The 24,222-nt window shown below is 71.6% G+C and carries 17 protein-coding genes; 4 read left to right on the top strand and 13 right to left on the bottom strand.

The features are described from left to right. Positions 1 to 7: 7 nt before the first annotated feature. The 6 genes from ftsH to nsdA form a co-directional block, all read right to left on the bottom strand. Positions 8 to 1,942, bottom strand: a complete 1,935-nt coding sequence (gene ftsH / locus ACZ4MF_RS20805; RefSeq protein ID WP_467493424.1) for an ATP-dependent zinc metalloprotease FtsH — start codon at positions 1,940 to 1,942, stop codon at positions 8 to 10. A gap of 60 nt (positions 1,943 to 2,002) precedes the next feature. Beyond that, positions 2,003 to 3,553, bottom strand: a complete 1,551-nt coding sequence (gene ffh, locus ACZ4MF_RS20800) for a signal recognition particle protein (RefSeq protein WP_467493423.1) — start codon at positions 3,551 to 3,553, stop codon at positions 2,003 to 2,005. 96 nt (positions 3,554 to 3,649) lie between these two features. After that, positions 3,650 to 6,097, bottom strand: coding sequence for a [protein-PII] uridylyltransferase (locus tag ACZ4MF_RS20795; RefSeq protein ID WP_467493422.1), 2,448 nt, complete (start codon positions 6,095 to 6,097; stop codon positions 3,650 to 3,652). 29 nt (positions 6,098 to 6,126) lie between these two features. After that, positions 6,127 to 6,465 carry a P-II family nitrogen regulator gene (locus ACZ4MF_RS20790; RefSeq protein ID WP_467493421.1) on the bottom strand — a complete coding sequence of 113 codons (339 nt, stop codon included), beginning with the start codon at positions 6,463 to 6,465 and terminating at the stop codon, positions 6,127 to 6,129. Beyond that, complete coding sequence (locus tag ACZ4MF_RS20785) at positions 6,462 to 7,808, bottom strand: ammonium transporter (RefSeq protein ID WP_467493420.1); 1,347 nt, start codon at positions 7,806 to 7,808, stop codon at positions 6,462 to 6,464. The genes ACZ4MF_RS20790 and ACZ4MF_RS20785 overlap by 4 nt, the downstream gene beginning before the upstream one ends. Positions 7,809 to 8,109: 301 nt before the next feature. Continuing rightward, complete coding sequence (gene nsdA, locus ACZ4MF_RS20780) at positions 8,110 to 9,588, bottom strand: transcriptional repressor NsdA (RefSeq protein ID WP_467493419.1); 1,479 nt, start codon at positions 9,586 to 9,588, stop codon at positions 8,110 to 8,112. 469 nt (positions 9,589 to 10,057) lie between these two features. Between nsdA and ACZ4MF_RS20775 the strand changes: the two genes are divergently transcribed. Then, entirely contained in the window at positions 10,058 to 10,720 is a 663-nt protein-coding gene (locus tag ACZ4MF_RS20775) for a bifunctional DNA primase/polymerase (RefSeq protein WP_356024570.1), read from the top strand. A gap of 171 nt (positions 10,721 to 10,891) precedes the next feature. Here ACZ4MF_RS20775 and ftsY read toward each other — a convergent pair whose 3' ends face one another. Beyond that, positions 10,892 to 12,109 (bottom strand): signal recognition particle-docking protein FtsY, encoded by a 1,218-nt coding sequence (ftsY, locus tag ACZ4MF_RS20770; RefSeq protein WP_356024572.1) that lies wholly within the window; start codon positions 12,107 to 12,109, stop codon positions 10,892 to 10,894. A gap of 169 nt (positions 12,110 to 12,278) precedes the next feature. Between ftsY and ACZ4MF_RS20765 the strand changes: the two genes are divergently transcribed. Further along, a complete protein-coding gene (locus ACZ4MF_RS20765; RefSeq protein WP_467493418.1) occupies positions 12,279 to 13,730 on the top strand; it encodes a cytosine permease in 1,452 nt (483 codons plus the stop codon). 299 nt (positions 13,731 to 14,029) lie between these two features. Continuing rightward, entirely contained in the window at positions 14,030 to 15,001 is a 972-nt protein-coding gene (locus ACZ4MF_RS20760; RefSeq protein WP_467493417.1) for an LLM class flavin-dependent oxidoreductase, read from the top strand. Positions 15,002 to 15,338: 337 nt separating this feature from the next. Here the strand turns inward: ACZ4MF_RS20760 and ACZ4MF_RS20755 are convergent, their stop codons facing one another. The 4 genes from ACZ4MF_RS20755 to ACZ4MF_RS20740 all read right to left on the bottom strand — a co-directional run bounded on the left by ACZ4MF_RS20755 (position 15,339) and on the right by ACZ4MF_RS20740 (position 21,701). Further along, complete coding sequence (locus ACZ4MF_RS20755) at positions 15,339 to 16,757, bottom strand: sugar porter family MFS transporter (protein WP_467493416.1); 1,419 nt, start codon at positions 16,755 to 16,757, stop codon at positions 15,339 to 15,341. 203 nt (positions 16,758 to 16,960) lie between these two features. Beyond that, positions 16,961 to 20,584 carry a chromosome segregation protein SMC gene (gene smc, locus ACZ4MF_RS20750; protein WP_467493415.1) on the bottom strand — a complete coding sequence of 1,208 codons (3,624 nt, stop codon included), beginning with the start codon at positions 20,582 to 20,584 and terminating at the stop codon, positions 16,961 to 16,963. A gap of 249 nt (positions 20,585 to 20,833) precedes the next feature. After that, the gene (locus ACZ4MF_RS20745) at positions 20,834 to 21,037 is read right to left on the bottom strand and encodes a hypothetical protein (protein ID WP_023546484.1); all 204 of its coding nucleotides are present in this window, start codon (positions 21,035 to 21,037) and stop codon (positions 20,834 to 20,836) included. Positions 21,038 to 21,419: 382 nt separating this feature from the next. Continuing rightward, complete coding sequence (locus tag ACZ4MF_RS20740) at positions 21,420 to 21,701, bottom strand: acylphosphatase (RefSeq protein WP_356024586.1); 282 nt, start codon at positions 21,699 to 21,701, stop codon at positions 21,420 to 21,422. Between the two features lie 181 nt (positions 21,702 to 21,882). Here ACZ4MF_RS20740 and ACZ4MF_RS20735 point away from each other — a divergent pair, with 181 nt between their 5' ends. Continuing rightward, on the top strand, positions 21,883 to 23,064 hold the full coding sequence (locus ACZ4MF_RS20735; protein WP_467493414.1) for a CAP domain-containing protein: 1,182 nt from the start codon (positions 21,883 to 21,885) through the stop codon (positions 23,062 to 23,064). A gap of 19 nt (positions 23,065 to 23,083) precedes the next feature. Here ACZ4MF_RS20735 and ACZ4MF_RS20730 read toward each other — a convergent pair whose 3' ends face one another. Both ACZ4MF_RS20730 and ACZ4MF_RS20725 read right to left on the bottom strand, forming a co-directional pair. Beyond that, positions 23,084 to 23,569, bottom strand: coding sequence for a GNAT family N-acetyltransferase (locus tag ACZ4MF_RS20730; RefSeq protein WP_467493413.1), 486 nt, complete (start codon positions 23,567 to 23,569; stop codon positions 23,084 to 23,086). 65 nt (positions 23,570 to 23,634) lie between these two features. Further along, entirely contained in the window at positions 23,635 to 24,219 is a 585-nt protein-coding gene (locus tag ACZ4MF_RS20725; protein WP_467493412.1) for a flavodoxin family protein, read from the bottom strand. Positions 24,220 to 24,222: the final 3 nt, after the last annotated feature.

Below are 24,222 nucleotides of genomic sequence, written 5' to 3'. Positions count from 1 at the left end.
ACGTCCGTCACGAGTCGACGTCCTTGGTCAGGCGGGTGATCCCGGCGACGCGGTACGCGTCCGCCTCCTCCAGTGTCTCGTTGACCAGCAGCGCCTGCGCGAGGGCGTCCAACTGGCCGCGGTGGTCGCGGAGTTTGCGGCAGGCCTCCTCGTAGCACTCGTCCACGATCCGGCGCATCTCGGCGTCGATGACGTCCAGCGTCTGCGGTGCGGCGGCGAGCCCGTAGGCCTGCTGGGCGTCGTTCGGGAGCGCGGAGAGCCGGCCGACCTCCTCGCTCATGCCCCAGCGGGACACCATTCCGCGCGCGATGTTGGTGACCTGCTCCAGGTCGCTCTCGGAGCCGGTGGTGACCACGTCGTAGACGACGTGCTCGGCCGCCATGCCGCCGAGCGCGCCGATGATCCGGCCGCGCAGGTACTCCTCGGTGTACGCGTACTTGTCGGCGTCCGGCGTGGAGAGCGTGACGCCGAGGGCGCGGCCGCGCGGCACGATGGTGATCTTGCGGACCGGGTCGGCGCCGGGCTGGAGCATGCCGAGCAGGGCGTGCCCGCTCTCGTGGTAGGCGGTGCGCCGGCGCTCCTCCTCGGGCATCACCAGCGGGCGTTCCGCGCCGAGCTGGACCTTCTCCAGCGCGTCGGACAGGTCGGACTGGGTCACGGCCTGCTGCTGGCGCTTCACCGCGAGCAGGGCGGCCTCGTTGGCGAGGTTGGCCAGATCGGCGCCGGTCATGCCCGGGGTCGTACGGGCCACCTGGGCGAGGTCGACGTTCTCGGCGAGCGGGATGTCGCGGGTGTGGATCTCCAGGATGGCCTCGCGGCCGCCGCGGTCCGGGGGCGAGACCTGGACGACCCGGTCGAAGCGGCCGGGGCGGGTCAGCGCCGGGTCGAGGATGTCGGCGCGGTTGGTGGCCGCGATGACGATGACCCCCTCCGAACCGGAGAATCCGTCCATCTCGGTGAGGATCTGGTTCAGCGTCTGCTCGCGCTCGTCGTGCCCGCCCATGGACGCGCCGCCGCCGCGGGCCCGGCCGATGGTGTCGATCTCGTCGATGAAGATGATCGACGGCGCGACCTTGCGGGCCTCCGCGAACAGCTCCCGCACGCGCGAGGCGCCGACGCCCACGATCATCTCGATGAACTCGGACGCGGACGCGGAGAAGAAGGGCACACCCGCCTCGCCGGCGACCGCGCGCGCGAGCAGTGTCTTTCCGGTGCCGGGCGGGCCCGCGAGCAGCACACCGCGGGGCATCTTGGCGCCCATGCGCCGGTAGGCGTCGGGGTTCTTCAGGAAGTCGACGACGTCGTTCAGCTCGCCCTCCACCTCGTCGATCCCGGCCACGTCGGCGAAGGTCGTGCGCTTCTCCCCCGGCACCAGCTCGACCGGCTTGGGCGGCGCCTTGCGGCCCAGCATGCCGCCCGCTCCGCCGAGGCCCGCGCTCATCCGCCGCGCGACGAAGATCCACAGAGCGACGATGACGATCATCGGCGCCAGGGAGATCAGCAGATTGGCGAGAAAGCTGCGGTGCTGGACGACGGGCTGGGCCGTGACGGTGACGTTGTGCTTGGTCAGATTCGACCAGAGGTTGTCGTTCGCGAAGGACGGCCGCTCGGTGTTGAACTTGGTGTACGTGCCGCCGCCGGGGTTCTTCTGCTCCTTCTTGAGCTGCCCCTGGATCGAGTCGCCCTTGGCGTAGATCTTGGCGACATTGCCGTCGTTGACCTGCTTGCTGAACTCGGTGTAGGAGATCGTCGGCTCGTTGGCCTGGTCGAAGTAGGACAGCACCAGGTTGGCGATCAGGTACACGACCAGCGCGGTGAGGATCAGCCGCCACCAGCCGCCGCGCATCCGGGGCCCGCCCGGCTGCTTCGGCGGCTCCTCCGGGGCACCTTCGGTACGCCAGGGCTGGTCGGGCGACTTGCGCGGCGGGGCGGGGTTGGTCATATCCGGACGGTACGACAATGACCAACCCCCGGCATGCCCAGTGAGGGCTCAGGGGCGAACTCAGCCCATGAACTTCTTGAACTCGTCCGGCAGCTCGAACTCCTGGCCGCCCTGCTGCGGCACCCCGAAGGCGCCGCCGCCCTGGGCCGCGGCCTCGCGGCGCTGGGCCTCCTCCAGCTCCTGCTGCTTGCGCTTCATCGGGTTGCCGGAGCGCTGCTTGCCCTTGGCCTTCTTCTGCTGCTTCTTCTGCCGGCCGGGGCCGCCGCCCATGCCCGGGATCCCCGGCATGCCCGGCATCCCGCCGCCCTGGGCCATGCGGGACATCATCTTGCGGGCCTCGAAGAACCGCTCGACCAGGTTCTTCACCGCGCTGACCTCGACACCGGAACCCTTGGCGATACGGGCGCGGCGCGAGCCGTTGATGATCGTCGGCTCCTGGCGCTCGGCCGGGGTCATCGACTTGATGATCGCGGCGGTGCGGTCGACGTCCCGCTCGTCGATGTTCTGGATCTGGTCCTTGATCTGGCCCATGCCCGGGAGCATGCCGAGCAGCTTGGAGATGGAGCCCATCTTCCTGACCTGCTCCATCTGGGCCAGGAAGTCGTCCAGGGTGAAGTCCTGGCCCTTCTTGGACGCCAGCTTCGAGGCCATCTTGGCGGCCTCTTCCTGGCTGAAGGTCTTCTCCGCCTGCTCGATCAGGGTGAGCAGGTCACCCATGTCGAGGATGCGGGAGGCCATCCGGTCCGGGTGGAACGCGTCGAAGTCGTCCAGCTTCTCGCCGTTCGACGCGAACATGATCGGCTTGCCGGTGATCTGCCGGATCGACAGGGCGGCACCACCGCGGGCGTCACCGTCGAGCTTGGAGAGCACCACGCCGTCGAAGCCGACGCCGTCGCGGAAGGCCTCGGCGGTGTTGACCGCGTCCTGGCCGATCATCGCGTCGACGACGAAGAGGATCTCGTCCGGGGAGACGGCGTCGCGGATGTCCGCGGCCTGCTGCATCATCTCCTGGTCGATGCCGAGGCGGCCGGCGGTGTCCACGATCACGATGTCGTGGACCTTGGACTTCGCGAACTCGATGGAGTCCTTCGCGACCCGAACCGGGTCGCCGACGCCGTTGCCCGGCTCGGGCGCGAAGACCGCCACGCCGGCGCGCTCGGCGACGACGCTCAGCTGGTTGACGGCGTTCGGGCGCTGGAGGTCGGCGGCGACCAGCAGCGGGGAGTGGCCCTGCTCCTTCAGCCAGCGGCCGAGCTTGCCCGCGAGGGTGGTCTTACCGGCGCCCTGGAGACCGGCCAGCATGATCACGGTGGGCGGCTGCTTGGCGAAGCGCAGCCGGCGGGTCTCGCCGCCGAGGATCGTGACCAGCTCGTCGTTGACGATCTTCAGGACCTGCTGGGCGGGGTTCAGCGCCTTGGAGACCTCGGCGCCGAGGGCCCGCTCCTTGACGTTCTTGATGAACGTCCGGACGACCGGCAGCGCCACGTCCGCTTCGAGGAGCGCGATGCGGATCTCGCGCGCGGTGGCGTCGATGTCCGCCTCGGAGAGCCGTCCCTTGCCGCGCAGGTTCTTGAAAGTCGCTGACAGGCGATCGGAGAGAGTGTCGAACACGGCGCTCGCGGTCCTCGGGGTCGGTGACGGTCTTGATGGGAATCGCCCTCCAGGGTATCCCGGCGTCGAAAGTACCGGGGCAGGTCGTCCCCCGGCTCATCCGCGCAGCGTCTCCTCCAGCACCCGCGCCAGCGATGCCGCGTCCTGCGCCGGGAGCTGTGCGCCCGTGCCCGTCGTGACGTAGAAGGCGTCGACGGCGTTGGAGCCCAGCGTGCTGACGTGCATGCTGCGTACCCGTACGGCCGCCTTCTCCAGGGCCATGCCGATGCGGTGCAGCAGGCCGGGGGCGTCCTGGGCGCGGACCTCGATCACCGTGGCGTGGTGCGAGGCGGCCGGAGCCACCGTGACGCGGGGCGGCGGGGCGGTCCAGCCGCGCCTGCGGGGGTAGGCCGCGTCCCGCTCGGCGAGGCGGCCGACGATGTCCAGCGAGCCGTCGAGGGCGCGCACGAGATCGGCGCGCAGCCGGGCGGCCTGGGGCAGGGAGCCGTACTCGGCGGCGACCCGCCAGTTGAGCAGCAGGACCGAGCCGTCGTCGACGTCGTCGGGCAGGCTCAGGGCGCGCAGCTCGGCGGTGCGGACGGTCAGCCGGTGCACGGCGAGGACCCCGGCGACGGCGGGGAGCACGGCGGGCTGGTCGGGTACGGCGATGAGCAGCTCGACGCCGAGGGGTTCCTGGACGGACTCCTCCCCGGTAGCCGGTTCCGTCTGGGCGCGCAGGGCGAGGACCGGGCCGCCCGTGCGGAACGCCTCGATCGCCAGCCGCTCCTGTTCGGCGGTGGGCGCGGCGGTCGGCTCGGGCTCGTCCGGGGTGTCCCCGGCGAGGACGGCGCAGACGCGACGGACGAGGTCGGCGACGAGGGAGCCGCGCCAGGAGGACCAGGCGGCCGGGCCGGTGGCGAGGGCGTCGGCCTCCGTCAGCGCGTGCAGCAGCTCCAGGGTGCTCTGGGTGCCGACCGCCTCGGCGACCGAGCGGACCGTGGCCGGGTCGTCCAGGTCGCGGCGCGTGGCCGTCTCGATCAGCAGGAGGTGGTGGCGGACCAGCGAGGACAGCACCGCCACGTCCGCGCGGTCGAAGCCGATCCGGACGGCCACGTCCTTGGCGATGATCTCGCCGGCCACCGAGTGGTCGCCGGGCCAGCCCTTGCCGATGTCGTGCAGCAGGGCGGCGACCAGGAGCAGGTCGGGGCGGCTGACGCGGCGGGTGAGCGCGGAGGCGCGGACGGCCGTCTCGATGAGGTGCCGGTCGACGGTCCAGAGGTGGACGGCATTGCGCTGAGGGCGGCAGCGGACCCGCTCCCAGTCCGGCAGCAGGCGGCTGACCAGGCCCTCCGCCTCCAGCGCCTCCCAGACCTCGACAGTCGGGCGGCCGGAGCCGAGCAGCGTGACCAGCTGCTCCCGGGCCTCGGCGGGCCACGGTGTGGGCAGGGGGCGCGTGGTCGCCGCCATCCGCCGGACGGCGTGCAGGGAGAGCGGGAGGCCGGCCTGCGCGGCGGCGGCCGCGGCGCGCAGCGGCAGCACGGGGTCGCGCTCGGGGCGCGCGGCGCGGGCGAGCACCACCTCGCCGTCCTGCTCCACCACGCCCTCGGCGAGCGGGGAACGCTCGGTGACCGGCTTGTTGCCGCCCAGCATGGCGCGCAGGCGCGGCCGCACGGCGCGCGAACGCAGCACGCGCCCCACCTCACGCCAGGTGACGTCACTGGCGTACGCGATCACGCGCGCGGCCTCGTACACCTGCCGCAGCAGGGTGTCCGCGTCCAGCAGGCCCAGCTCGGCCGCCACCTGGTCCTGCTCCTGGAGGGACAGCCGGTCGGTGGCGCGGCCCGTCGCCAGGTGCAGGGCGTCACGGACGTCGAGGAGGCGCCGGCATGCGTCGGCGAGGCCCTCGCGCGGGGCGTCGGCGAGCCAGGAGGCGGCGACGGCGCGCAGGGCGGTGGCGTCGCGCAGGCCGCCGCGCGCCTCCTTGAGGTCGGGTTCCAGCAGGTACTGCAGCTCGCCCTGCCGCTCGGCGCGCTCGGTGCACAGTTCCTGGAGTTCGGGCAGCCGCTTGGGGGCCTGGTTGCGCCAGTCGGTGAGGACGGCCGTGCGCAGGCCGGCGGTGAGGCCGGCGTCGCCGGCCAGGTGGCGGGCGTCCAGGAGACCGAGGTGGACCTTCAGGTCGTCCCCGGCGGTCCTGCGGGCCTCCGCCGGGGTGCGCACCGAGTGGTCGAGGGCGAGGCCGAGGTCCCAGATCGGGTACCAGAGGCGGTCGGCCAGCGCGGCGACCTCCTTGGTGTCACCGCCGTCGTGCAGCAGGAGCAGGTCCAGGTCGCTGCGCGGGGACAGCTCGCCGCGGCCGTAACCGCCGACGGCGACCAGCGAGATCCCTGTGAGCCCCTTGGCCGCCGCGCCGAACAGTCCGCCGAGCCAGTCGTCGGTCAGCTCCGCGAGGGCGGCACGGCGCGGCGGCCCGGACCGCGCCCCCTCGGTGAGGAGGCGCAGCCGGGCCGCCGCGTAGCCGCCGGGTCCCGAGTCCTCTGCTGCCATGCGCTCGTCCGTTCCCGTCACCCGGCGACTCCCGTTCTCAGAGATGCTGGTCAGAGCGCGTCGGGGCCGCGCTCGCCGGTGCGGACCCGTACGGCCGTGTCGACCGGCACGGCCCAGACCTTGCCGTCACCGATCTTTCCGGTGCGGGCCGCCTTCACGATGACCTCGATCAGCTGCTCGGCGTCGTCGTCCTCGGCCAGCACCTCGACGCGGATCTTCGGGACCAGGTCGACGGTGTACTCGGCACCCCGGTAGACCTCGGTGTGGCCCCGCTGCCGACCGTAACCGCTGGCCTCGGTGACCGTCAGTCCGTGGACGCCGAACGCCTGAAGGGCCTCCTTGATCTCGTCCAGCCGGTGCGGCTTGACGACGGCGGTGATGAGCTTCATGCGTCCACCTTCTTGGTCTGCGTCGCGGCGGCCAGGGCCGAGGAGTGCGCGGCGGAGCCGATGACACCGCCGCCGGTGCCGCTGAAGTCGTAGGCGCTCTCGGCGTGCTCGGCCTGGTCGATGCCGGAGATCTCCTCATCCTCGGTGACCCGCATGCCGATGGTCTTGTCGAGGAGGAAGGCGAGGACCGCGGAGACGACCAGGGAGTAGGCGAGGACCGCGCCGACACCGGCGCACTGCTTCCACAGCTGGGTGAAGGAGTGGTCGCCGTAGAAGACGCCGGTCGCGGTGGACTGGCCCTTTCCGGTGGCGAAGAAGCCGATCAGCAGGGAGCCGAGGATGCCGCCGACCATGTGGACGCCGACGACGTCGAGGGAGTCGTCGTAGCCGAACTTGAACTTCAGGCCGACGGCCGCGGCGCAGGCGACACCGGCGATGGCGCCGACGGCGATCGCGCCGAGCGGGGAGACCGCGCCGCCGGACGGGGTGATCGCGACCAGACCGGCGACCGCGCCGGAGGCGGCACCGAGGGTGGTGAACGCGCCGTGGCGGATCTTCTCGTAGGCGAGCCAGGCCAGCATGGCGGCACCGGTGGCGACCTGCGTGTTGACGAACATCAGCGCGCCGACGCCGTCGTCGTTGCCGAGCCAGGAGCCCGCGTTGAAGCCGAACCAGCCGAACCACAGCAGACCCGCGCCGAGCATGACCAGCGGGAGGCTGTGCGGGCGCATCGGGTCCTTCTTGAAGCCGACGCGCTTGCCGATGACGAGGATGACACCGAGCGCCGCCGCACCCGCGTTGATGTGGACCGCCGTACCGCCCGCGAAGTCGATCACGCCGAGCTTGAAGGCCCAGCCGTCGGCGCCCCAGACCCAGTGGGCGACCGGAACGTAGACGATCGTGGCCCACAGGGTGATGAACAGGCACCAGGCCGAGAACTTCACGCGGTCGGCGAGGGCGCCGCTGATCAGGGCCGGGGTGATGATGGCGAACATCATCTGGAAGACCATGAAGACGAAGACCGGGATGGTGTACCCGGGCCAGAGCTCCGTCAGGCCGATGTGGCTGAGCCCGAACCAGTTCGCGTTCCAGCCGATGAAGCCGTTGTGCGTGCCGAAGGCGAGGGAGAAGCCGTAGAGCGTCCAGAGGATGGTGATGATCCCCATGGCGATGAAGCTCATCATCAGCATGTTGAGGGTGCTCTTGACCCGGACCATGCCTCCGTAGAAGAAGGCCAGGCCCGGGGTCATGATCAGCACCAGGGCGGAAGCAATGAGCATGAAGCCTGTGTTCGCGGACGACAGCTTGGGTGCCTCCGCGGCAAGCGTGATGGCTGGGGCCATCGGCGTCTCCTCGTCGGTTTCAACGGCCCCGTGCGGGCGGTACCGGGCCTGGGCGGTCCGGTCGGGTGAGGGGTGGGCCGGTTATGCGCCATGAGATTGACGCAGCGCGGTTTCGGTGGAGGCCCCTCGTTGTTTCGCCGGGGTGACGAAGACGCCGTGCGTGTTACGCGTGGATGAACGGCCGGATCTCCGGGAGGGAGACGGGCCGGCCGCGGCGGGCCTCTCGATGACCTGGCATGGGGGAGCCGAGTCGAGCGGTTCGGGAGGCCCGGCCGCGGCCGGGGCTTGGCGCCGGGGTCGGTCAGACGGCCTCGGCGGTCTCGGGAAGGTCCACGGCGAGCTGGTCGGTGAGGCCGACGACGACGGCGAGGTCGCCGTAGTCCCGCGCGGCGGTGTCGACCGTCTTTCGGATACGAGTGTTCACGCGCTCGGAGCGGACCTTCTTGGCGATCTCCATGGCCCGGGAGGCGTATTCCGTGCCCCGCTCGGGCTCGCGCTGGAGCAGGTGCACGGTGGCCTTGCCGATCAGGTTCAGCGCATACGACCGCTGGTGCTCCGGGTCCTTGGCGAACAGCTCCACCGCCCGCCGCATGAGCGGCTCGGCGAGGGAGGCGTAGGTGGGGCTGCGGCCGGCGACGTAGGCGAGGTCGCGGTAGGAGTGGGAGTTCTCGCCGTACAGCTCGGCCTCGGAGAAGAAGCGGATCCAGTCGGGGTCCGGCTCGTCCCACTCGTCGGCCTCGGCGAAGGTGTCCTCGGCCATGCGGACCGCCCGCTTGGTCTTGCCGGGCTGGCCCATGTTCGCGTACGCGCGGGCCTCCATCGCATACAGCATCGACTGGGTGCGCGGGCTCGCGCAGTCGCGGCTGCCGTACTGAGCGAGGTGGATCAGCTCCAGGGCGTCGTCGGGCCGGCCCAGGTGGATCATCTGGCGGCTCATGCTGGAGAGGATGTAGGAGCCGAGCGGCTTGTCACCGGCTTCCTTGGCGGCGTGCAGGGCGAGCACGAAGTACTTCTGCGCGGTGGGCTGGAGGCCGACGTCGTACGACATCCAGCCCGCCAGCTCGGCCAGTTCGGCGGCGACCTTGAACAGGGTGCGGGTGGTGGCCTCGGGCTGGGGTTCCTGGAGCAGGTCGGTGACCTCGTGCAGCTGTCCGACGACCGCCTTGCGGCGCAGGCCGCCGCCGCACTGGGCGTCCCACTGGCGGAACATCCTGGTGGTGGACTCCAGCAGGTCCAGCTCGGGCCGGGACAGACGGCCGGGGCGGCGCGGGTCGAGGGCGGGCCGGGGCTCGGGGCGGCCCGGGGAGGCCGGGCTCGGCACGAGCCAGCGCTGCATCGGCTCGATGAGGGAGGGACCGGCGGACAGGGCGAGGGAGGTGCCGAGGAAGCCGCGCCGGGCGAGCATCAGGTCGCTGCGCGAGAACTCGCTGAGCAGGGCGACGGTCTGCGGTCCGGTCCAGGGCAGGTCGACGCCGGTCGCGGAGGGTGACTGGCGGGCGGCGCGCAGGCCGAGGTCCTCGATGGAGACCACGCAGCCGAAGCGCTCCGAGAACAGCTCCGAGAGGATGCGCGGGATCGGTTCGCGGGGGTTCTCACCGTCCAGCCAGCGCCGTACGCGCGAGGTGTCGGTGGAGATGTGGTTGGCGCCCAACTGGCGTGCCCGGCGGTTCACTTGGCGGGCCAGCTCGCCCTTGGACCAGCCGCTGCGCACGAACCACGAGCCGAGCAGCTCATTGGGGCGCTTGTCAGCGTTCGTCCCGCTACCGCCGTTGCCGCTCACTGGAACGCCCCCATTCCTGAGACCACTTGTCGCCGCGTACGCCAAGCCCTATCAGAATGCCGGTAAATACGGCCTCCTGTCCGCCGGTTCTCACCCTTCGAACGGGATGACGACTCGCCTCCGGCATACCCACGGATGCATATACCCCGAGGACTCGCACACTCACAGTAATCCTACGATCACCCGTCCAGCCATGGCGATCCGGGAAACGCCACCATTCGCCACCCCTTCGAATGAACTCACGTTCCCCGGGACGCGATTCACTTGACATAGGACGGCCGGAACTGGGCGGAGTGATGCACCCGGGGGCGCGTGCCACCCGGTGCGCCACCTCAAGCGCTTCCAGGCGCTGCCTTGACCCCGCGCTTGATCGACGGCCGGTGCGGGAAGGCGGAGCCGTAGCGTTACGTTCCGCTTTCGTCCCGTTCCGTGTCGTAACCACCGGCGCGCTGGACCCGTTGGAGGGGGCATGGGCTTCACGATCGGCGGCATCCGCGAGATCCGCTCCGGCGCGCGTCGGCGCGGCCGGTCCTCGGAGTGCACGGCCGTCGCCGAGTTCACCGGACTGTGGGGCTGGGACGTGGTGCCGGGCGCGCGGGCCGCGGCGGGCGCCTGTTCCTGCGGGCGCGCCGACTGCCCGGCGCCGGGGGCCCATCCGCTGGACTTCGCGCCCCAGGTGCCGGCCGGGGCGACGCTGGACGAGGTGAGCAAGGCCTGGTCGGAGTTCCCTGGCGCCGCGGTGATGCTGCCGGTGGGCCAGGCGTTCGACGTCGTCGAGGTCTCCGAGGCGGCCGGCCGGCGCGCCCTGGTCCGACTGGAGCGGATGGGGCTCCCCCTCGGTCCGGTGGCCGCGACCCCGGACGGCCGCGCGCACTTCTTCGTCGCGCCCGGCTCCGCCGCCGAACTGCCCCGGCTGCTCTACCGCCTGGGCTGGGACGACCCCTCCGCCCTGGACCTGAGCGGCCTCGGCCCCGGCGCGTACGTCACGGCGCCGCCCTCCGACCGGGGCGGTCTGGGCCCGGTGCGCTGGCTGCGCCCGCCGGCGCTGGACTCGGCGACGGCACCTCCGGCGGCCCGGCTGGTGCTGGGCACGCTGGCCTATGTGGCGCACCGGTCGCGGGCGCGGGCCTGACGGCTCCCCCGCGCGCAAAGGCGAAGTGCCCGTCCCCAACTGCACCTTGGGGCCGGGCACTTCCTTATCTTTGCGCCTGAACCGGCGCCGCTCTCGCGGACGTGGTTGATCGCCGTCGTGGTTCCTCAATCATTGGCTGCGGTCCATGGGTGAAGGCTGATCCACAGGGAGTTACTCGCCGATCAGCGCGTCCACGAACGCCTCCGGCTCGAACGGGGCCAGGTCGTCCGCGCCCTCGCCGAGGCCGACGAGCTTGACCGGCACGCCCAGCTCGCGCTGGACCGCGACGACGATGCCGCCCTTGGCGGTGCCGTCGAGCTTGGTCAGCACGATGCCGGTGATGTCCACGACCTCGGCGAACACGCGGGCCTGGACCAGGCCGTTCTGGCCGGTGGTGGCGTCGAGTACGAGCAGCACCTCGTCCAGCGGCGCGTGCTTCTCCACGACCCGCTTGACCTTGCCCAGCTCGTCCATGAGGCCGGTCTTGGTGTGCAGGCGGCCGGCGGTGTCGATGAGGACGACGTCGACCCCCATCTCCTTGCCCTCCTTGACCGCGTCGAAGGCCACGGACGCCGGGTCGCCGGCCTCGGGGCCGCGCACGGTGTGGGCGCCGACCCGCTCGCCCCAGGTCTGGAGCTGGTCGGCGGCGGCGGCGCGGAAGGTGTCGGCGGCGCCGAGCACGACGGTGCGGCCGTCGGCGACGAGCACGCGCGCGAGCTTGCCGGTGGTGGTGGTCTTGCCGGTGCCGTTGACGCCGACGACCATCACGATGCCGGGCTTGCGGTCCTCGGGCTCGGTCCTCACCGTGCGGTCGACGTCGGTGCCGACCAGCTTGAGCAGCTCCTCGCGCAGCAGGCCGCGCAGCTCCTCGGGGGTGCGGGTGCCGAGCACCTTGACGCGCTCGCGCAGGCCCTCGACCAGCTCCTGGGTGGGCTGCACGCCGACGTCGGCGGTGAGCAGCGTGTCCTCGATCTCCTCCCAGGTGTCGTCGTCGAGGTGCTCGCGCGACAGGAGCGTGAGCAGCCCCTTGCCGAGGGCGTTCTGGGAGCGCGACAGGCGGGCGCGCAGGCGGACCAGCCGGCCTGCGGTGGGCTCCGGGATCTCGATCTCCGGAGCCTCTTCGAGAGTGGGCTCGGCGGCGGGAGGCTCTTCCACGGCGACCGGTGCGGGGCCGCCGGGGAGATCCACCTCCTCGATCGTCCGGCGCGGTTCGTCGCGCGGTGTCTCGGCCTCGTCGCCGACGTGCGGCTCGGCCGGGGGTGCGGTGATGTCGGGCGTCTTCGGGGGTGGCGGGGGCAGCGGCTTCCGGCGCCGGGTGCCCACGATCAGCCCGCCGAGCGCGCCGATCACGACCACGGCGATGACTACAGCAAGGATGACGGTTTCCATAACCCGTCCAGTATCAGTCATGGGTGACCACGGGAGCCGGTTTGTGGCTTCCTCTGAGAGACAAAGGCCACGTACGGCGAGGAGTCGGAGCAAAGTACGATGGTGGCGACTCTGTCGACGCGCGTAGAGTCCGAGCGTCCCCCGTCCCCCCACGGCAGGCCCGTTTTTCATGAGCAAAACCGTCGAGACCGAAGGCGCTCTCGAGACCCGAGGGATCGAGCAGGTCCCGGATCACGAGCGCACCGCGAAGACCCGCGAGCTGTTCCCGACCTGGGTCGGCGCCAACATCAGCGTGCTGCTGCTGACGATGGGCGCGAGCCTCGTCGTGGCGTACCACCTGAACATCTGGCAGGCGCTCGTGGTCGCGGCGGCCGCGCCGGTCGTGTCGTACGGCCTCGTCGGGCTGATCGGCATCGCGGGCAAGCGGGGCGGCGCGCCAGGCATGGCGCTGTCGCGGGCGGTCTTCGGCCAGCGCGGCAATCTGCTGCCCGGGTCGCTGATCTGGGTCGCGCGCTGGGGCTGGGAGACGATCAACGCGGTCACCGGCGCCTACGCGATGCTCACCATCCTGGACATCGTGTGCGGCCTGAAGGCGAACAGCGTGCTGGACATGGTGACGCTGCTGGCGTTCGTCGTGGCGACGTTCGCGATCTCCGGGCTCGGCATCAACGCCGTGCAGAAGTGCAACAAGTACGCGACGTACCTCTTCGGCGTCTTCTCGGTGCTCGTCCTCGCCTACCTGGTGGCGAACACCGACTGGTCGAAGGTCATGCACCACGGCGGTGGTTCGACGGCCGCGGTGATCACCGGTGTCGGCATGATCGCGGCCGGCGGTGTCAGCTGGATCCCGACCGCGCCGGACTTCACCCGCTACCTGCCGCGCACGGCGTCCTCCAAGGCGATCGTCGGCACGGCGGTGGGCGGCGCCGGTGTCGTGGTGCTCCCCATGGTCCTGATGGGCGCGGTGATGGCGGTCTCCACGCCGGACCTGGCCTCGGCGACCGATCCGGTGTCCTTCCTCGGCGAGATCCTGCCGACCTGGATCGCGGTGCCGTACCTGTGCATCTCGCTGATCGGCATGCTGCTGATCAACTCGATGTCGATGTACTCGGCGGGCTTCACCGCGCAGACCCTCGGCTTCAAGGTGCCGCGTCACTGGGCGGTCTCCGTCAACGCCGTGATCTCGCTGGTCTTCGGCGGCGTGCTGATGCTGGTGGCGACGAGCTTCATGGGCTCGTTCATCGCCTTCCTCTCCCTGCTGGCGGTCGCCTTCTCCGCGTGGGTCGGCGTGTTCGGGGCGGACATGCTGCGCCGCACCGAGTACGACGGCGCGGCGATGGCCGACACCACCCGCACCAGCGCCTACTGGTACAAGGGCGGCTTCTCCCCCGCGGCCGTGGCCGCCTGGGCGATCGGCCTGGTCTCGGGCCTGATGTTCACGACGTCGGACTGGTTCACCGGCCCGCTCGCGAAGAACAACGTCATCGGCGAGTACGGCCTCGGCTGGGTCGCCACGATCGTGATCTCCGGCCTGCTGTACCTGGTCCTGCCGAAGCCGGCGGCGACGCGGCCGGCCCCGGCCGCCGAGCCGGCCGAGGAGCCCGCGACCGTCGGCGCCTGAAGCACCTGAGTGCGGCCGGCCGCTCCTGTGGAGGGCCGCACTCGCCCGGAATCGCAGGCGTGGGCAACGGTCCTTCGCCCCCTGGCCGGCGTCGTCCGGACAGCAGCAGTGGCGGGCGGGCCACCGCAGATCGTCCGGTGCGCGCCAGAGGGCGACGCGGTCCCGCTCGGCCCCCGCCCGCGGGTCCGTGGGTACGGCGTCGGTCATCCCGCGAGCCTGCCTCCCGCCCCACCATGGCCATCTGACGCTGCGTCAGCTAACGTCCCCCTCCACCGAGCCGTACCGGAGGGGGACCTGCCATGCCCGTCACGGTCGTCCGTTTCAACCTCGTCGCCCCGGGGGCCACGCCCGCCGCCCTCTCCGCCCGCTACCGGGCCGCCCTGGAGATGGCCGCGTACGCCGACGGGCACGGGATCAGCACCGTGCAGACCGAGGAGCACCACGGCGCCGAGAACAACTGGCTGCCGTCGCCGTTCGCCTTCGCCGGCGCGGTGTTCGGGGCGACCCGGAACATCGCCGTGACGGTGTCGGCGGTGATCGGCCCGCTGCACGATCCGCTGCGGCTGGCCGAGGAGATCGCCGTACTGGACCTGCTCAGCGGCGGGCGGCTCGTGACGGTGGCCGGCATCGGCTACCGCCCCGAGGAGTACGCCCTGTTCGACGTGGACTGGAAGCGCCGGGGCCGGATCCAGGACGAGCTGCTGGAGACGCTGCTGGCGGCGTGGTCCGGCGAGGAGTTCACCTACCGGGGCCGCACCGTACGCCTCACCCCGCGCCCGTTCACCGCGCCGCACCCGCTGCTGCTGGTCGGCGGCTCCTCGAAGGCCGCCGCCCGCCGGGCCGCCCGGCTCGGCCTGCCGTTCTTCCCGAGCGCGCATCTGCCCGAGCTGGAGGCGTACTACAAGGAGCGGCTCACCGAGTACGGCACCGAGGGCTGGGTCATGATGCCCGCGCCGCAGACACCGCTGCTGCACGTCGCCGAGGACCCGGACCGGGCCTGGACCGTGTACGGCGAGCACTTCCTGCACGAGGCGCGCACGTACGCCTCCTGGCAGTCGGGGCAGATCCGCTCGGCGGTGAAGTCGGCGGCCACGACGGTGGCGGAGCTGCGCGCGGAGGGCGTGTACCGGATCCTCACGCCGGAGCAGTGCGTGGCGCAGGGGCTGGACAACCTGGTCCTGCATCCGCTGGCGGGCGGGATGCCGGTGGAGGAGGGGTGGCGCAGCCTCACCCTGTTCGCGGAACGGGTGCTGCCCGCGCTCGGAGCCTAGGGCCTGTCGGTCGTCACATTCCCGTCGTCCGCCCGAAGGGCGGGCCGCGCGGCGTCCGGTGCGTGCGGCTGCACGGCGGAGGAGGGAGCCGACGCGATGGAGGCCCCTCCCGCCCGAGCGAAGCCGAGCGCGGGGAAGTCGGCGACCGACGACAACGCCGCTGGGGGTACCCCCTCTGGGGAAGCGCGTGCCAGACCCCGCGACGCCGGGGTGATCCAAACGACACCGCCGCCCCCGCTCCAGGCAGTGGCCGGAGCGGGGGCGGCGGATGGTACGAGGAGAGGGGCAGCGGGGACTTGGCCCCTACTCCTCGGTCTCGGGAGGCGATCCGGGAGGATCAGCCCATCTCCTCCAGCGACTTGCCCTTCGTCTCCTTGACGAACTTCAGGACGAACGGGATGGAGAGCGCCGCGAAGACCGCGTAGATCACATAGGTGCCGGCCAGGTTCCAGTCGGCCAGCGACGGGAAGCTCGCGGTGATGGCCCAGTTGGCGATCCACTGCGCGGAGGCGGCGACGCCCAGGGCGGCGGCGCGGATCTTGTTCGGGAACATCTCGCCGAGCATGACCCAGACGACCACGCCCCAGGACAGCGCGAAGAAGAGGACGAACAGGTGGGCGGCGATCAGGGCGACCCAGCCCTGGGTGGCGGGAAGCTTGCCGTCGACCAGGTGGGCGGAGAACGCCCAGGCCTCCAGCGCGAGACCGACGGCCATGCCGACCGAGCCGATGAGCGCGAGCGGCCGGCGGCCGACGCGGTCCACGAAGATCATCGCGATCACGGTGCCGACGATGTTGATGATCGACGTCGTGAAGGAGTAGAAGAACGAGTCCGCCGGGTCGATGCCGACCGACTGCCACAGCGTCGAGGAGTAGTAGAACGCGACGTTGATGCCGACGAACTGCTGGAAGACCGACAGGCCGATGCCGATCCAGACGATCGGCTTGAAGAAGAAGCCGCCGCCGAGCAGGTCCTTGAAGGTGGACTTGTGCTCGCTCTTCATCGCGTGCTCGATCTCGGCGACACGGGCGTCCAGGTCGGTGCCCTCGCCCTCGACCTCGGCGAGGATCTCCTTGGCGCGCTCACGCTTGCCGACGGAGAGCAGGAAGCGCGGGGACTCGGGGATCGCGAAGGAGAGCAGGCCGTACAGGACGGCCGGGACGACCATGACGCCGAGCATGACCTGCCAGGCCTCCAGGCCCATCAGGCGGCCGCGCTGGTTGCCGCCGGCGGCGTTCAGCAGGCCCCAGTTGACCAGCTGCGAGATGGCGATGCCGATGACGATCGCCGCCTGCTGGAAGGAGCCGAGCCGGCCGCGGTAGGCGGGCGGGGCGACCTCGGCGATGTAGGCGGGGCCGATGACGGAGGCCATGCCGATGGCGAAGCCGCCGACGACGCGCCAGAGGGCGAAGTCCCACAGTGCGAAGGGCAGCGCCGAACCGACGGCGCTCACCGTGAACAGTACGGCGGCGATCTGCATGACCCGGATACGGCCGATCCGGTCGGCTATGCGGCCGGCGTACGCGGCGCCGATGGCACAGCCGATCAGGGCGATCGCGATGACCTGGGCGAGCGCGGCGGAGCCGATGTCGTAGCGGCTGCGGATGGCCTCGACGGCGCCGTTGATCACGGAGCTGTCGTATCCGAAGAGGAAACCACCCATGGCGGCAGCCGCCGCGATGAAGATGACGTGCCCGAGATGTTCGGGTTGAGCCGTTCTGGCTCCTGACTGAGGTGCCTGCGCTGTGCTGGTCACGTGTATCTCCTCGGGCCACGGCAACGCTGCCGGGGTGGGGGGGCGAGCCCTCTCAGGTGGCGACACCTGAAGGTAAAAGCAACGTTGCAGAGACTATGCCTTCAAGTTTCGAAGTCAATAGTTCAACGGCTGTGAGTTTTGAGATATGCCCGATCATCTCGCGTTCATTTATTGAACACAGAGTTAGTTGATCTTGAAGAGGGTCAACGAAGCCGCTGAGAGATGACCTTGGACACTCCGTCGCCCTGCATGGAGACGCCGTACAGCGCGTCGGCGACCTCCATCGTGCGCTTCTGATGCGTGATCACGATCAGCTGCGAGGCCTCCTGCAGCTCCTGCATGATCCGGATCAGCCGCTGGAGGTTGGTGTCGTCGAGCGCGGCCTCGACCTCGTCCATGACGTAGAAGGGGCTCGGCCGGGCCTTGAAGATCGACACCAGCAGCGCGACGGCCGTCAGCGACCGCTCGCCGCCCGACAGCAGGGAGAGCCGCTTGACCTTCTTGCCCGGCGGGCGGGCCTCGACGTCCACACCGGTGGTGAGCATGTTGTCGGGGTCGGTCAGGATCAGCCGCCCCTCGCCCCCCGGGAAGAGCCGGCTGAAGACGCCCTCGAACTCGCGGGCGGTGTCCCGGTACGCCTCGGTGAAGACCTGCTCGACGCGCTCGTCGACCTCCTTCACCACCTGAAGCAGGTCGGCCCGGGTCTTCTTCAGGTCCTCCAGCTGCTCGCTGAGGAACTTGTGCCGCTCCTCCAACGCCGCGAACTCCTCCAGCGCCAGCGGATTGACCTTGCCCAGCTGCTGGTACGCCCGCTCCGCGGCCTTGAGCCGACGCTCCTGCTCGGCCCGGTGGAAGGGCCGGGGCTGGTTGCGCGGGTGCTCGGGGTCCTCGGGCAGCACCTCGCCGTCGGCGGGCGGCGAGGGCGGCACCGGCAGGTGCGGCCCGTACTCCGACACCAGTCCCGCCGGCTCGACGCCCAGCTCCTCCAGCGCCTTGGTCTCCAACTGCTCGATCCGCAGCCGCTTCTCGGCGCCGAGCACCTCGCCCCGGTGCACCGAGTCCGTCAGCTTGTCCAGCTCCGACTTTAGTTCGCGGCCGGCGGTGCGCGCGGCGGTCAGCTCCTGCTCGCGCCGCGCCTTCGCGGCCTCGGCGGCGGTGCGCTCCCGCTCGGCGCGGGCGAGGGAGACCTCGATGTGCGCGAGCAGCTGCCGGGTGCCGGCGGCGACGGCGTCGGCGACGGCCGCCTCGTGCCGCAGCCGGGCCCGGCGCTGCTCGGCACGCGCGCGTGCCTCGCGTTCGGCCCGGGCGGCCCGGTCGAGCGAGTCGGCCCGCCCGGCGAGCCCCTTGACCCGCTCCTCGTGGGTACGGACCTGGAGCCGGGCCTCCATCTCGGTCTGCCGGGCGTTGGCCCCGTCGGCGGCGAGCCGATCGCGGACGGAGGTGTCCGGCTCCTCCTCGACCGGCATCTCCTCGGCGACCGCCAGCCGCTCGGCCAGCTCCTCGGCCTCCTGTACGGCCCTGTCCAGCGCCTCCTGCGCGCGGGCGGCGGCAGCGGCGGACCGCTCGGCCTCCCCGGCGGCGCCGCGCGCCTGCCCGGCGAGCCGGCCGAGCTGCTGGGCGACGGCCGACTTCTCCCGGTCGGCGGCCCTGCGCCGCTCCCCCAGTTCTTCCACGAGGGCGGCGGCCTGCCCGCGGTGCTCGGCCGCCGCGTGCTGTGCCTCGGCGAGGCCCTCGCAGCGGACCGCCAGCTCGGCCAGCTCGGCCGCTGCCTCGTCCACGGAGGCCTGTACCTCCAGCAGGCTCGGCGCGCCGGCGGAGCCGCCGTGGGCGAAGTGGCCGCCGAGCAGGTCGCCCTCGGTGGTGACGGCGGTCAGCTCGGGGTGCGCGTAGACCAGGTCCTCGGCGTCCTCCAGGGTGCCGACGACCACGATTCCCTGCAGCAGGCGGTGGACGGCGGGCATCAGGTCGGCATCTCCGCGCACGAGCTCGGCCGCGAAACGCCCACCGGGGGGTGCCGCGGTCGGCAGTTCGGCGGGTGCGGGTTCATCGTGGCTCGTCGCGCAGTTACCCGCGCCCCTGCGGGGCGCGTCCCCTCGGGTCGGCTCCGCCGGCCCCGCCAGCAACAGTGCCGCCCGGCCGCCGTCCTGCTTGCGCAGGAGGCGGATCGCGTCCGCCGCCGCTGCCGGGGTCGACACGGCGACGGCGTCCGCCGCCGCGCCGAACGCCGCCGCCAGGGGGATCTCGTAGCCGGGGGTGACCGTCAACAGCTCGGCCGCCGGGCCGAGTACGCCCGTCAGGCGGTCCCGGGCACCCAGCAGTATCCCGGTGCCGTCCTTCCGCCGCAGGCCGAGGGCCAGGGCCTCCTGGCGGGCCTGGGTCGCGGCGCGGCTGCGCTCGGCGGCGGTGAGGGCCTCGCGGGCCGCGCCCAGGGCGGACTCCGCCTCGGCGAGCTGCCGTCTGGCAGCCTCATACCGCTCGGCCAGGTCCGCGTCGTCGGCGTCGAGGCCGTCCACCTCGGCCTTGAGCGCCTCGTACTCCTCCTGGGCGGTGACCGCCCGTTCCTGTGCCTCGTCGCGGGCCGCGGCCAGCCGGTCGATCTCGGCCTGCGCCGAGGCCGCGCGCGAACGGGCCGCGTTGACCTGGCCGTTGAGGCGGGCCAGACCCTCGCGGCGGTCGGCGATGGCGCGGGCCACGTCCTTCAGCCGGCGCTCCTCGACGGCCAGTTCCCGCTCCAGCTCGGCCCGGTGGGCGACCGTGTCGTCCAGGGCGTGCTGGGCCGCGTCCAGGGCGGCCTCCAGCTCGGCCTCCTGTTCACGGATGCGGGCGGCCTCGCGCTCCAGGTCCTCCGGGTCGCGCCCGCGCCGCTCCTCGGGGGGCGCGGACGTCGCGCTCTTCACGCGCGCGTCGGCCAGCGAGATCGTGCCCCGTACGCGTTCGGCCAGCTGGGACAGCTCGTACCAGGTCTGCTGGGCGCGCTGGAGGCGCGGCGTGAGCTGCCGTACCTCGTCCTCCAGCAGGGCCTCGCGCTGCAGGGCCTTCCTCAGCTCCTGCTCGGCCGACTCCTTGCGCTCCTTCAGGGCGGCCTCGTCGGCGATCTCGGTCTTCAGCGCCTCGCGCAGCCGGACGAGGTCGTCGGCGAGCAGCCGCAGGCGGGCGTCGCGGAGGTCGGCCTGGATGACGGCCGCCCTTCTCGCCACCGCGGCCTGCCGGCCGAGGGGCTTGAGCTGGCGGCGCAGCTCGTCGGTCAGGTCCTGCACGCGCGCGAGGTTGGCCTGCATCGCGTCCAGCTTGCGCAGGGCCTTCTCCTTGCGCTTGCGGTGCTTGAGGACGCCGGCCGCCTCCTCGATGAAGGCGCGGCGGCCCATGGGGTCGGCGTGCAGGACGGAGTCGAGCTGGCCCTGGCCGACGATGACGTGCATCTCGCGGCCGATGCCGGAGTCGGAGAGGAGGTCCTGGATGTCGAGGAGCCGGCAGGTGTCGCCGTTGATCTGGTACTCGCTGCCGCCGTTGCGGAACATGATCCGCGTGATGGTGACCTCGGCGTACTCGATGGGCAGCGCACCGTCGGAGTTGTCGATGGTCAGGGACACCTCGGCGCGGCCCAGCGGGGGGCGGCCGGTGGTGCCGGCGAAGATGACGTCCTCCATCTTGCCGCCGCGCAGCGACTTGGCGCCCTGTTCGCCCATGACCCAGCTGAGCGCGTCCACGACATTGGACTTGCCCGAGCCGTTCGGTCCGACGACACACGTGATACCCGGTTCGAACCGGAGTGTGGTCGCCGAGGCGAACGACTTGAACCCGCGGAGGGTCAGGGCCTTGAGGTGCACGCCGTCGGACTCTACCGGGCGCCGCTATCTCACTCCACGAACCCTCCGGGCCACGCGGTTTCACCAGTGAACATGCAGGGCACACCGTACGTTAAAGAGGGTGAAAGCATGCGGGGGCAAGAAGAAAGAAGGAAGGGACGCCGGAGCGTCCCTTGCAACTCTGACGACTGGGTTGCAGCCGTCCGGTCGACTGAGCGGTTGAATCGGCAGCCCGATGACTGCGACTGCTGTCGTGGAGCGATGCAGTAATCAGGTGAGCGCAGGCTCCGCCTGGTGTGCGTCGATGCTCTCCATGATCCTGTCCTGAGAGGCGGCAGCCGTCAGCGCGTCGTTCTCCGCCTGGATCCGTACGAGCTCGGACTCCAGGTCCTGGACGCGCTGCTGCAACCGTCGCATCTCGGCGAGGAGTCGAGGGTCGGAGCCGCCGACGTAACCGAGAAGCGCCTTTGCCATGATGGATGGTCCTCCACACTGAGTGACCGACCGATGCGGTGTGGGTCGTGAGGGATTCGCACCCGCGGTGCTTGGCACATCCGGGTGTTGCTCTGCTGTTGCTTCATGCCAAACAGCTAAGGTGCGCGGGGCTTTCAGCGTCTCACCAAAAAGTTTGACGGTCAACACGATCACACCCCGTATTGGCGGGCGAACCGGGGGCACGCGGCCGGGAAATCGGCGGCGCGGCGACTCTTCCGGTGCCTCGGGGCGTGTCGATCAGTCGTAGCAGGGGAGCCTGCCATGCCGGGCTCTTCTTGGCAACCACCAGGCCATTTCCACCCTCCGCACACGCGCCCGGCAGCTCTTCGCGCGCCCGCCGGTGCGGCGTCGCGGACCCCGGTCAGCGAATGGCGAAGCCGTCGTAGCCGCCGCGAGGTGTGTCCCAGATCTCGGTGACGCCTTCCACGCGCCCGGGCGTGTCGGTGCCCTGGAGCCAGTCGAGCAGCCCCTCGCAGTCCTCGCGCGGCCCTTCCGCGACCACCTGGACCCGGCCGTCGGCCAAATTGAGAGCAAAACCACTCAGGCCGCCGATCTCCAGCGCCTTCGCACGCGTGAACCAACGAAAACCCACACCTTGGACGCGTCCACGCACCCAGGCGACCAGCCGTACATCCTCGCTCATGGGTGCAACCTAACCGGCCGATGTCGCTCGGGACACGTCGCCTCCCGACGCCATGGGGTACCGTCCCCACCCAATGCATCTCATATGAAACTCACTCGATCGAGTGAGTCGGGTGGGCCAGGGGGAGTCAGGCGCCACCAGGCACCGGGGAGCCCACGAGGACGAGGAAGAGGGCAAGGGGATGGGACGGCACCGACGCTCCGCCGCCGGCCGCGCCGCCGAGGGACGCGCCGCGGGGGTCACGCACACGGACATCTCCGCCACCGGGAGCGACGGCCCACCGGACCCGTACACGCGGGACGCGTACGCGACGGACTCGTACGCACGGGACCCGTACACGACGGACATGTACACGCAGGACCCGTACGCCCTGGAGCTGTACCGGCGGGACGGGATACCCAAGGGCATCGCGCCGTACCTGAACCCGGAGGCCTATGCGAAGGCGAACCCCCGGGCCGCCTATCCGTTCGCCGACGGCGGTGGTGCGGGCTCCGTGGCGGGCGGCGGGTTCACGCCGGACGGCGACTCCTCCCGCCGCAGGCGCCGCAAGAGGGCCGGCGGGCCGGTGCGCGTGGGCCTGCTCGGCACGGCCGCCGCCGCCCTGCTCGGCACGGCCGCGGTGGCCACGGGCGTGGTGCCGGGGCTGGAGCACTACAGACTCGGCGGCAGCACGGACACCGGCAGCGACTCGGTGCAGGCGGCCGGCTCGCCGGGCAACACGGCGACCGAGCAGGGCGGCACGTCGGGCGGCGCCGACCACCGCGAGGGTGACGTCGGCGTCGGCAGGACCGCGACGCGCCCGGCGTCCCCGAGCCCGTCCGCCTCCGCATCCGCCTCGACGTCGGCCTCCCCCTCGGCCACCCCGTCCAGGACGGCGGGCGGGATCCCGGCCCCCCGGGCCACCGCGTCCCGGCCGGCGAGCAGCCCGTCGCGTACGGCGAGCAAGGCGCCCGCGGCGAGCGCCGCGCCGGCGTCGGTGTCGGCGCGGAGCGCCGCCGAGGCGGAGGTGCTGAGGCTCGTCAACCAGGAGCGGTCGAAGGTCGGGTGCAGCCCGCTCGCGGCGAACTCCTCACTGACCAGGCTGGCCGAGGCGTTCAGCGACGACATGGCCGCGCGGGGCTTCTTCGACCACACCGACCCGGACGGCAAGTCGCCGTGGGACCGGGCCTCGGCGGCCGGGATCAGCAATCTCGGCGGCGAGAACATAGCCCGCGGCCAGGCGGACGCCCAGGCCGTGATGACGGCCTGGATGAACAGCCCCGGTCACAAGGCCAACATCCTGAACTGCGACTTCAAGACCCTCGGCGTCGGTGTCCACCTCGGTACGGGCGGCCCTTGGTGGACGCAGGACTTCGGTTACTGAGGCTCACGGTCACCGAGGCTCACAGAGCGCGGCGGTAGGTCAGCCCTGGGCGGCCGCTGTGCGGGAGCCGGGTCTCGCCGGTGACGGTGAAGCCGGTGCGGGTCAGAACCGTGCGCGAGGCCGGGTTGTCGAGGGCGGCTGCGGCGCGCAGGACGCTCAGGCCGTACCGCTCGGCGGCGAGCACGCACACCTCGCGGACAGCCCAGGTGGCCAGCCCCTGTCCGGCCGCGTGCTCGGCGACGCGATAGCCGAGTTCGGCGCCGCCGTCGGCCACGTCCACGAGGTTGACCCGCCCCAGTACTTCACCGTCGGCGCCGGCCACCACGTGGAAGTAGCACTCTCCCGCTTCCTGCTCCACCAGCAGGGCGCGCAGCCGCTCGTCGAACCGGGCGAAGAAGTCGTCACCCCGGTCCGGGACGGACGCGGCGAAGTACGCCCGGTTCTCCCGTTCGAAGGCGAGGAGCGCGGGGGCATGGTCCGGGCGGAGCAGGCACAGCTCGGGCATGCCGGGACCGTATGCGACCCGGCCCGCCCCCGTCTCCCGTATTTCCCCCCGAATCTCCGGCGGCCTCAGGCGGCGCTGCGACCGCGCGTGAACACCAGCGCCGTCTCCGTCACCCGGCGGCCCAGGTGCTCGGCGGTGGCGATGTCCGCCTTGTGGACGCCCTCGGGACCCTGGTCGTTGTTGCTCTGCGCGGCGGCGCCGGCGAAGAAGCCGAGGCGGTTGAGGTCGTTCTCGGAGGCGGTGCTGGCGTTCCAGCCGGGGAGCAGACCGAGGTTGACCCAGTGCATGCCGTGCTGGGCGGCGAGGGTCTGGAAGAACTGGAGGGTGTGCAGCTTGTCGCCGCTCTTGGAGGCCGAGTTGGTGAAGCCGGCGGCCAGCTTGTCCTGCCAGGCGCGGGTGAACCAGCGGCCCGAGGTGCCCTCGGCGAAGACGTGGAAGGCACCGGAGGCGGTGCCCATGTAGGTGGGCGAGCCGAAGACGATCGCGTCGGAGCGGTCCAGCGTCTCCCACTGCTCGTCGGTGATCTCGTCGACCTTGATCAGGTGCACCTCGGCACCCGCTTCGGCGGCGCCGGCGCGCACGGCCTCGGCGAGGACGGCGGTGTGGCCGAAGCCGGAGTGGTAGGCGATGGAAACGACAGGGGTGGTCACGAC

Source organism: Streptomyces sp. NPDC025793 (assembly GCF_055558375.1).
This window is presented reverse-complemented; position numbering and strand designations above follow the sequence as displayed.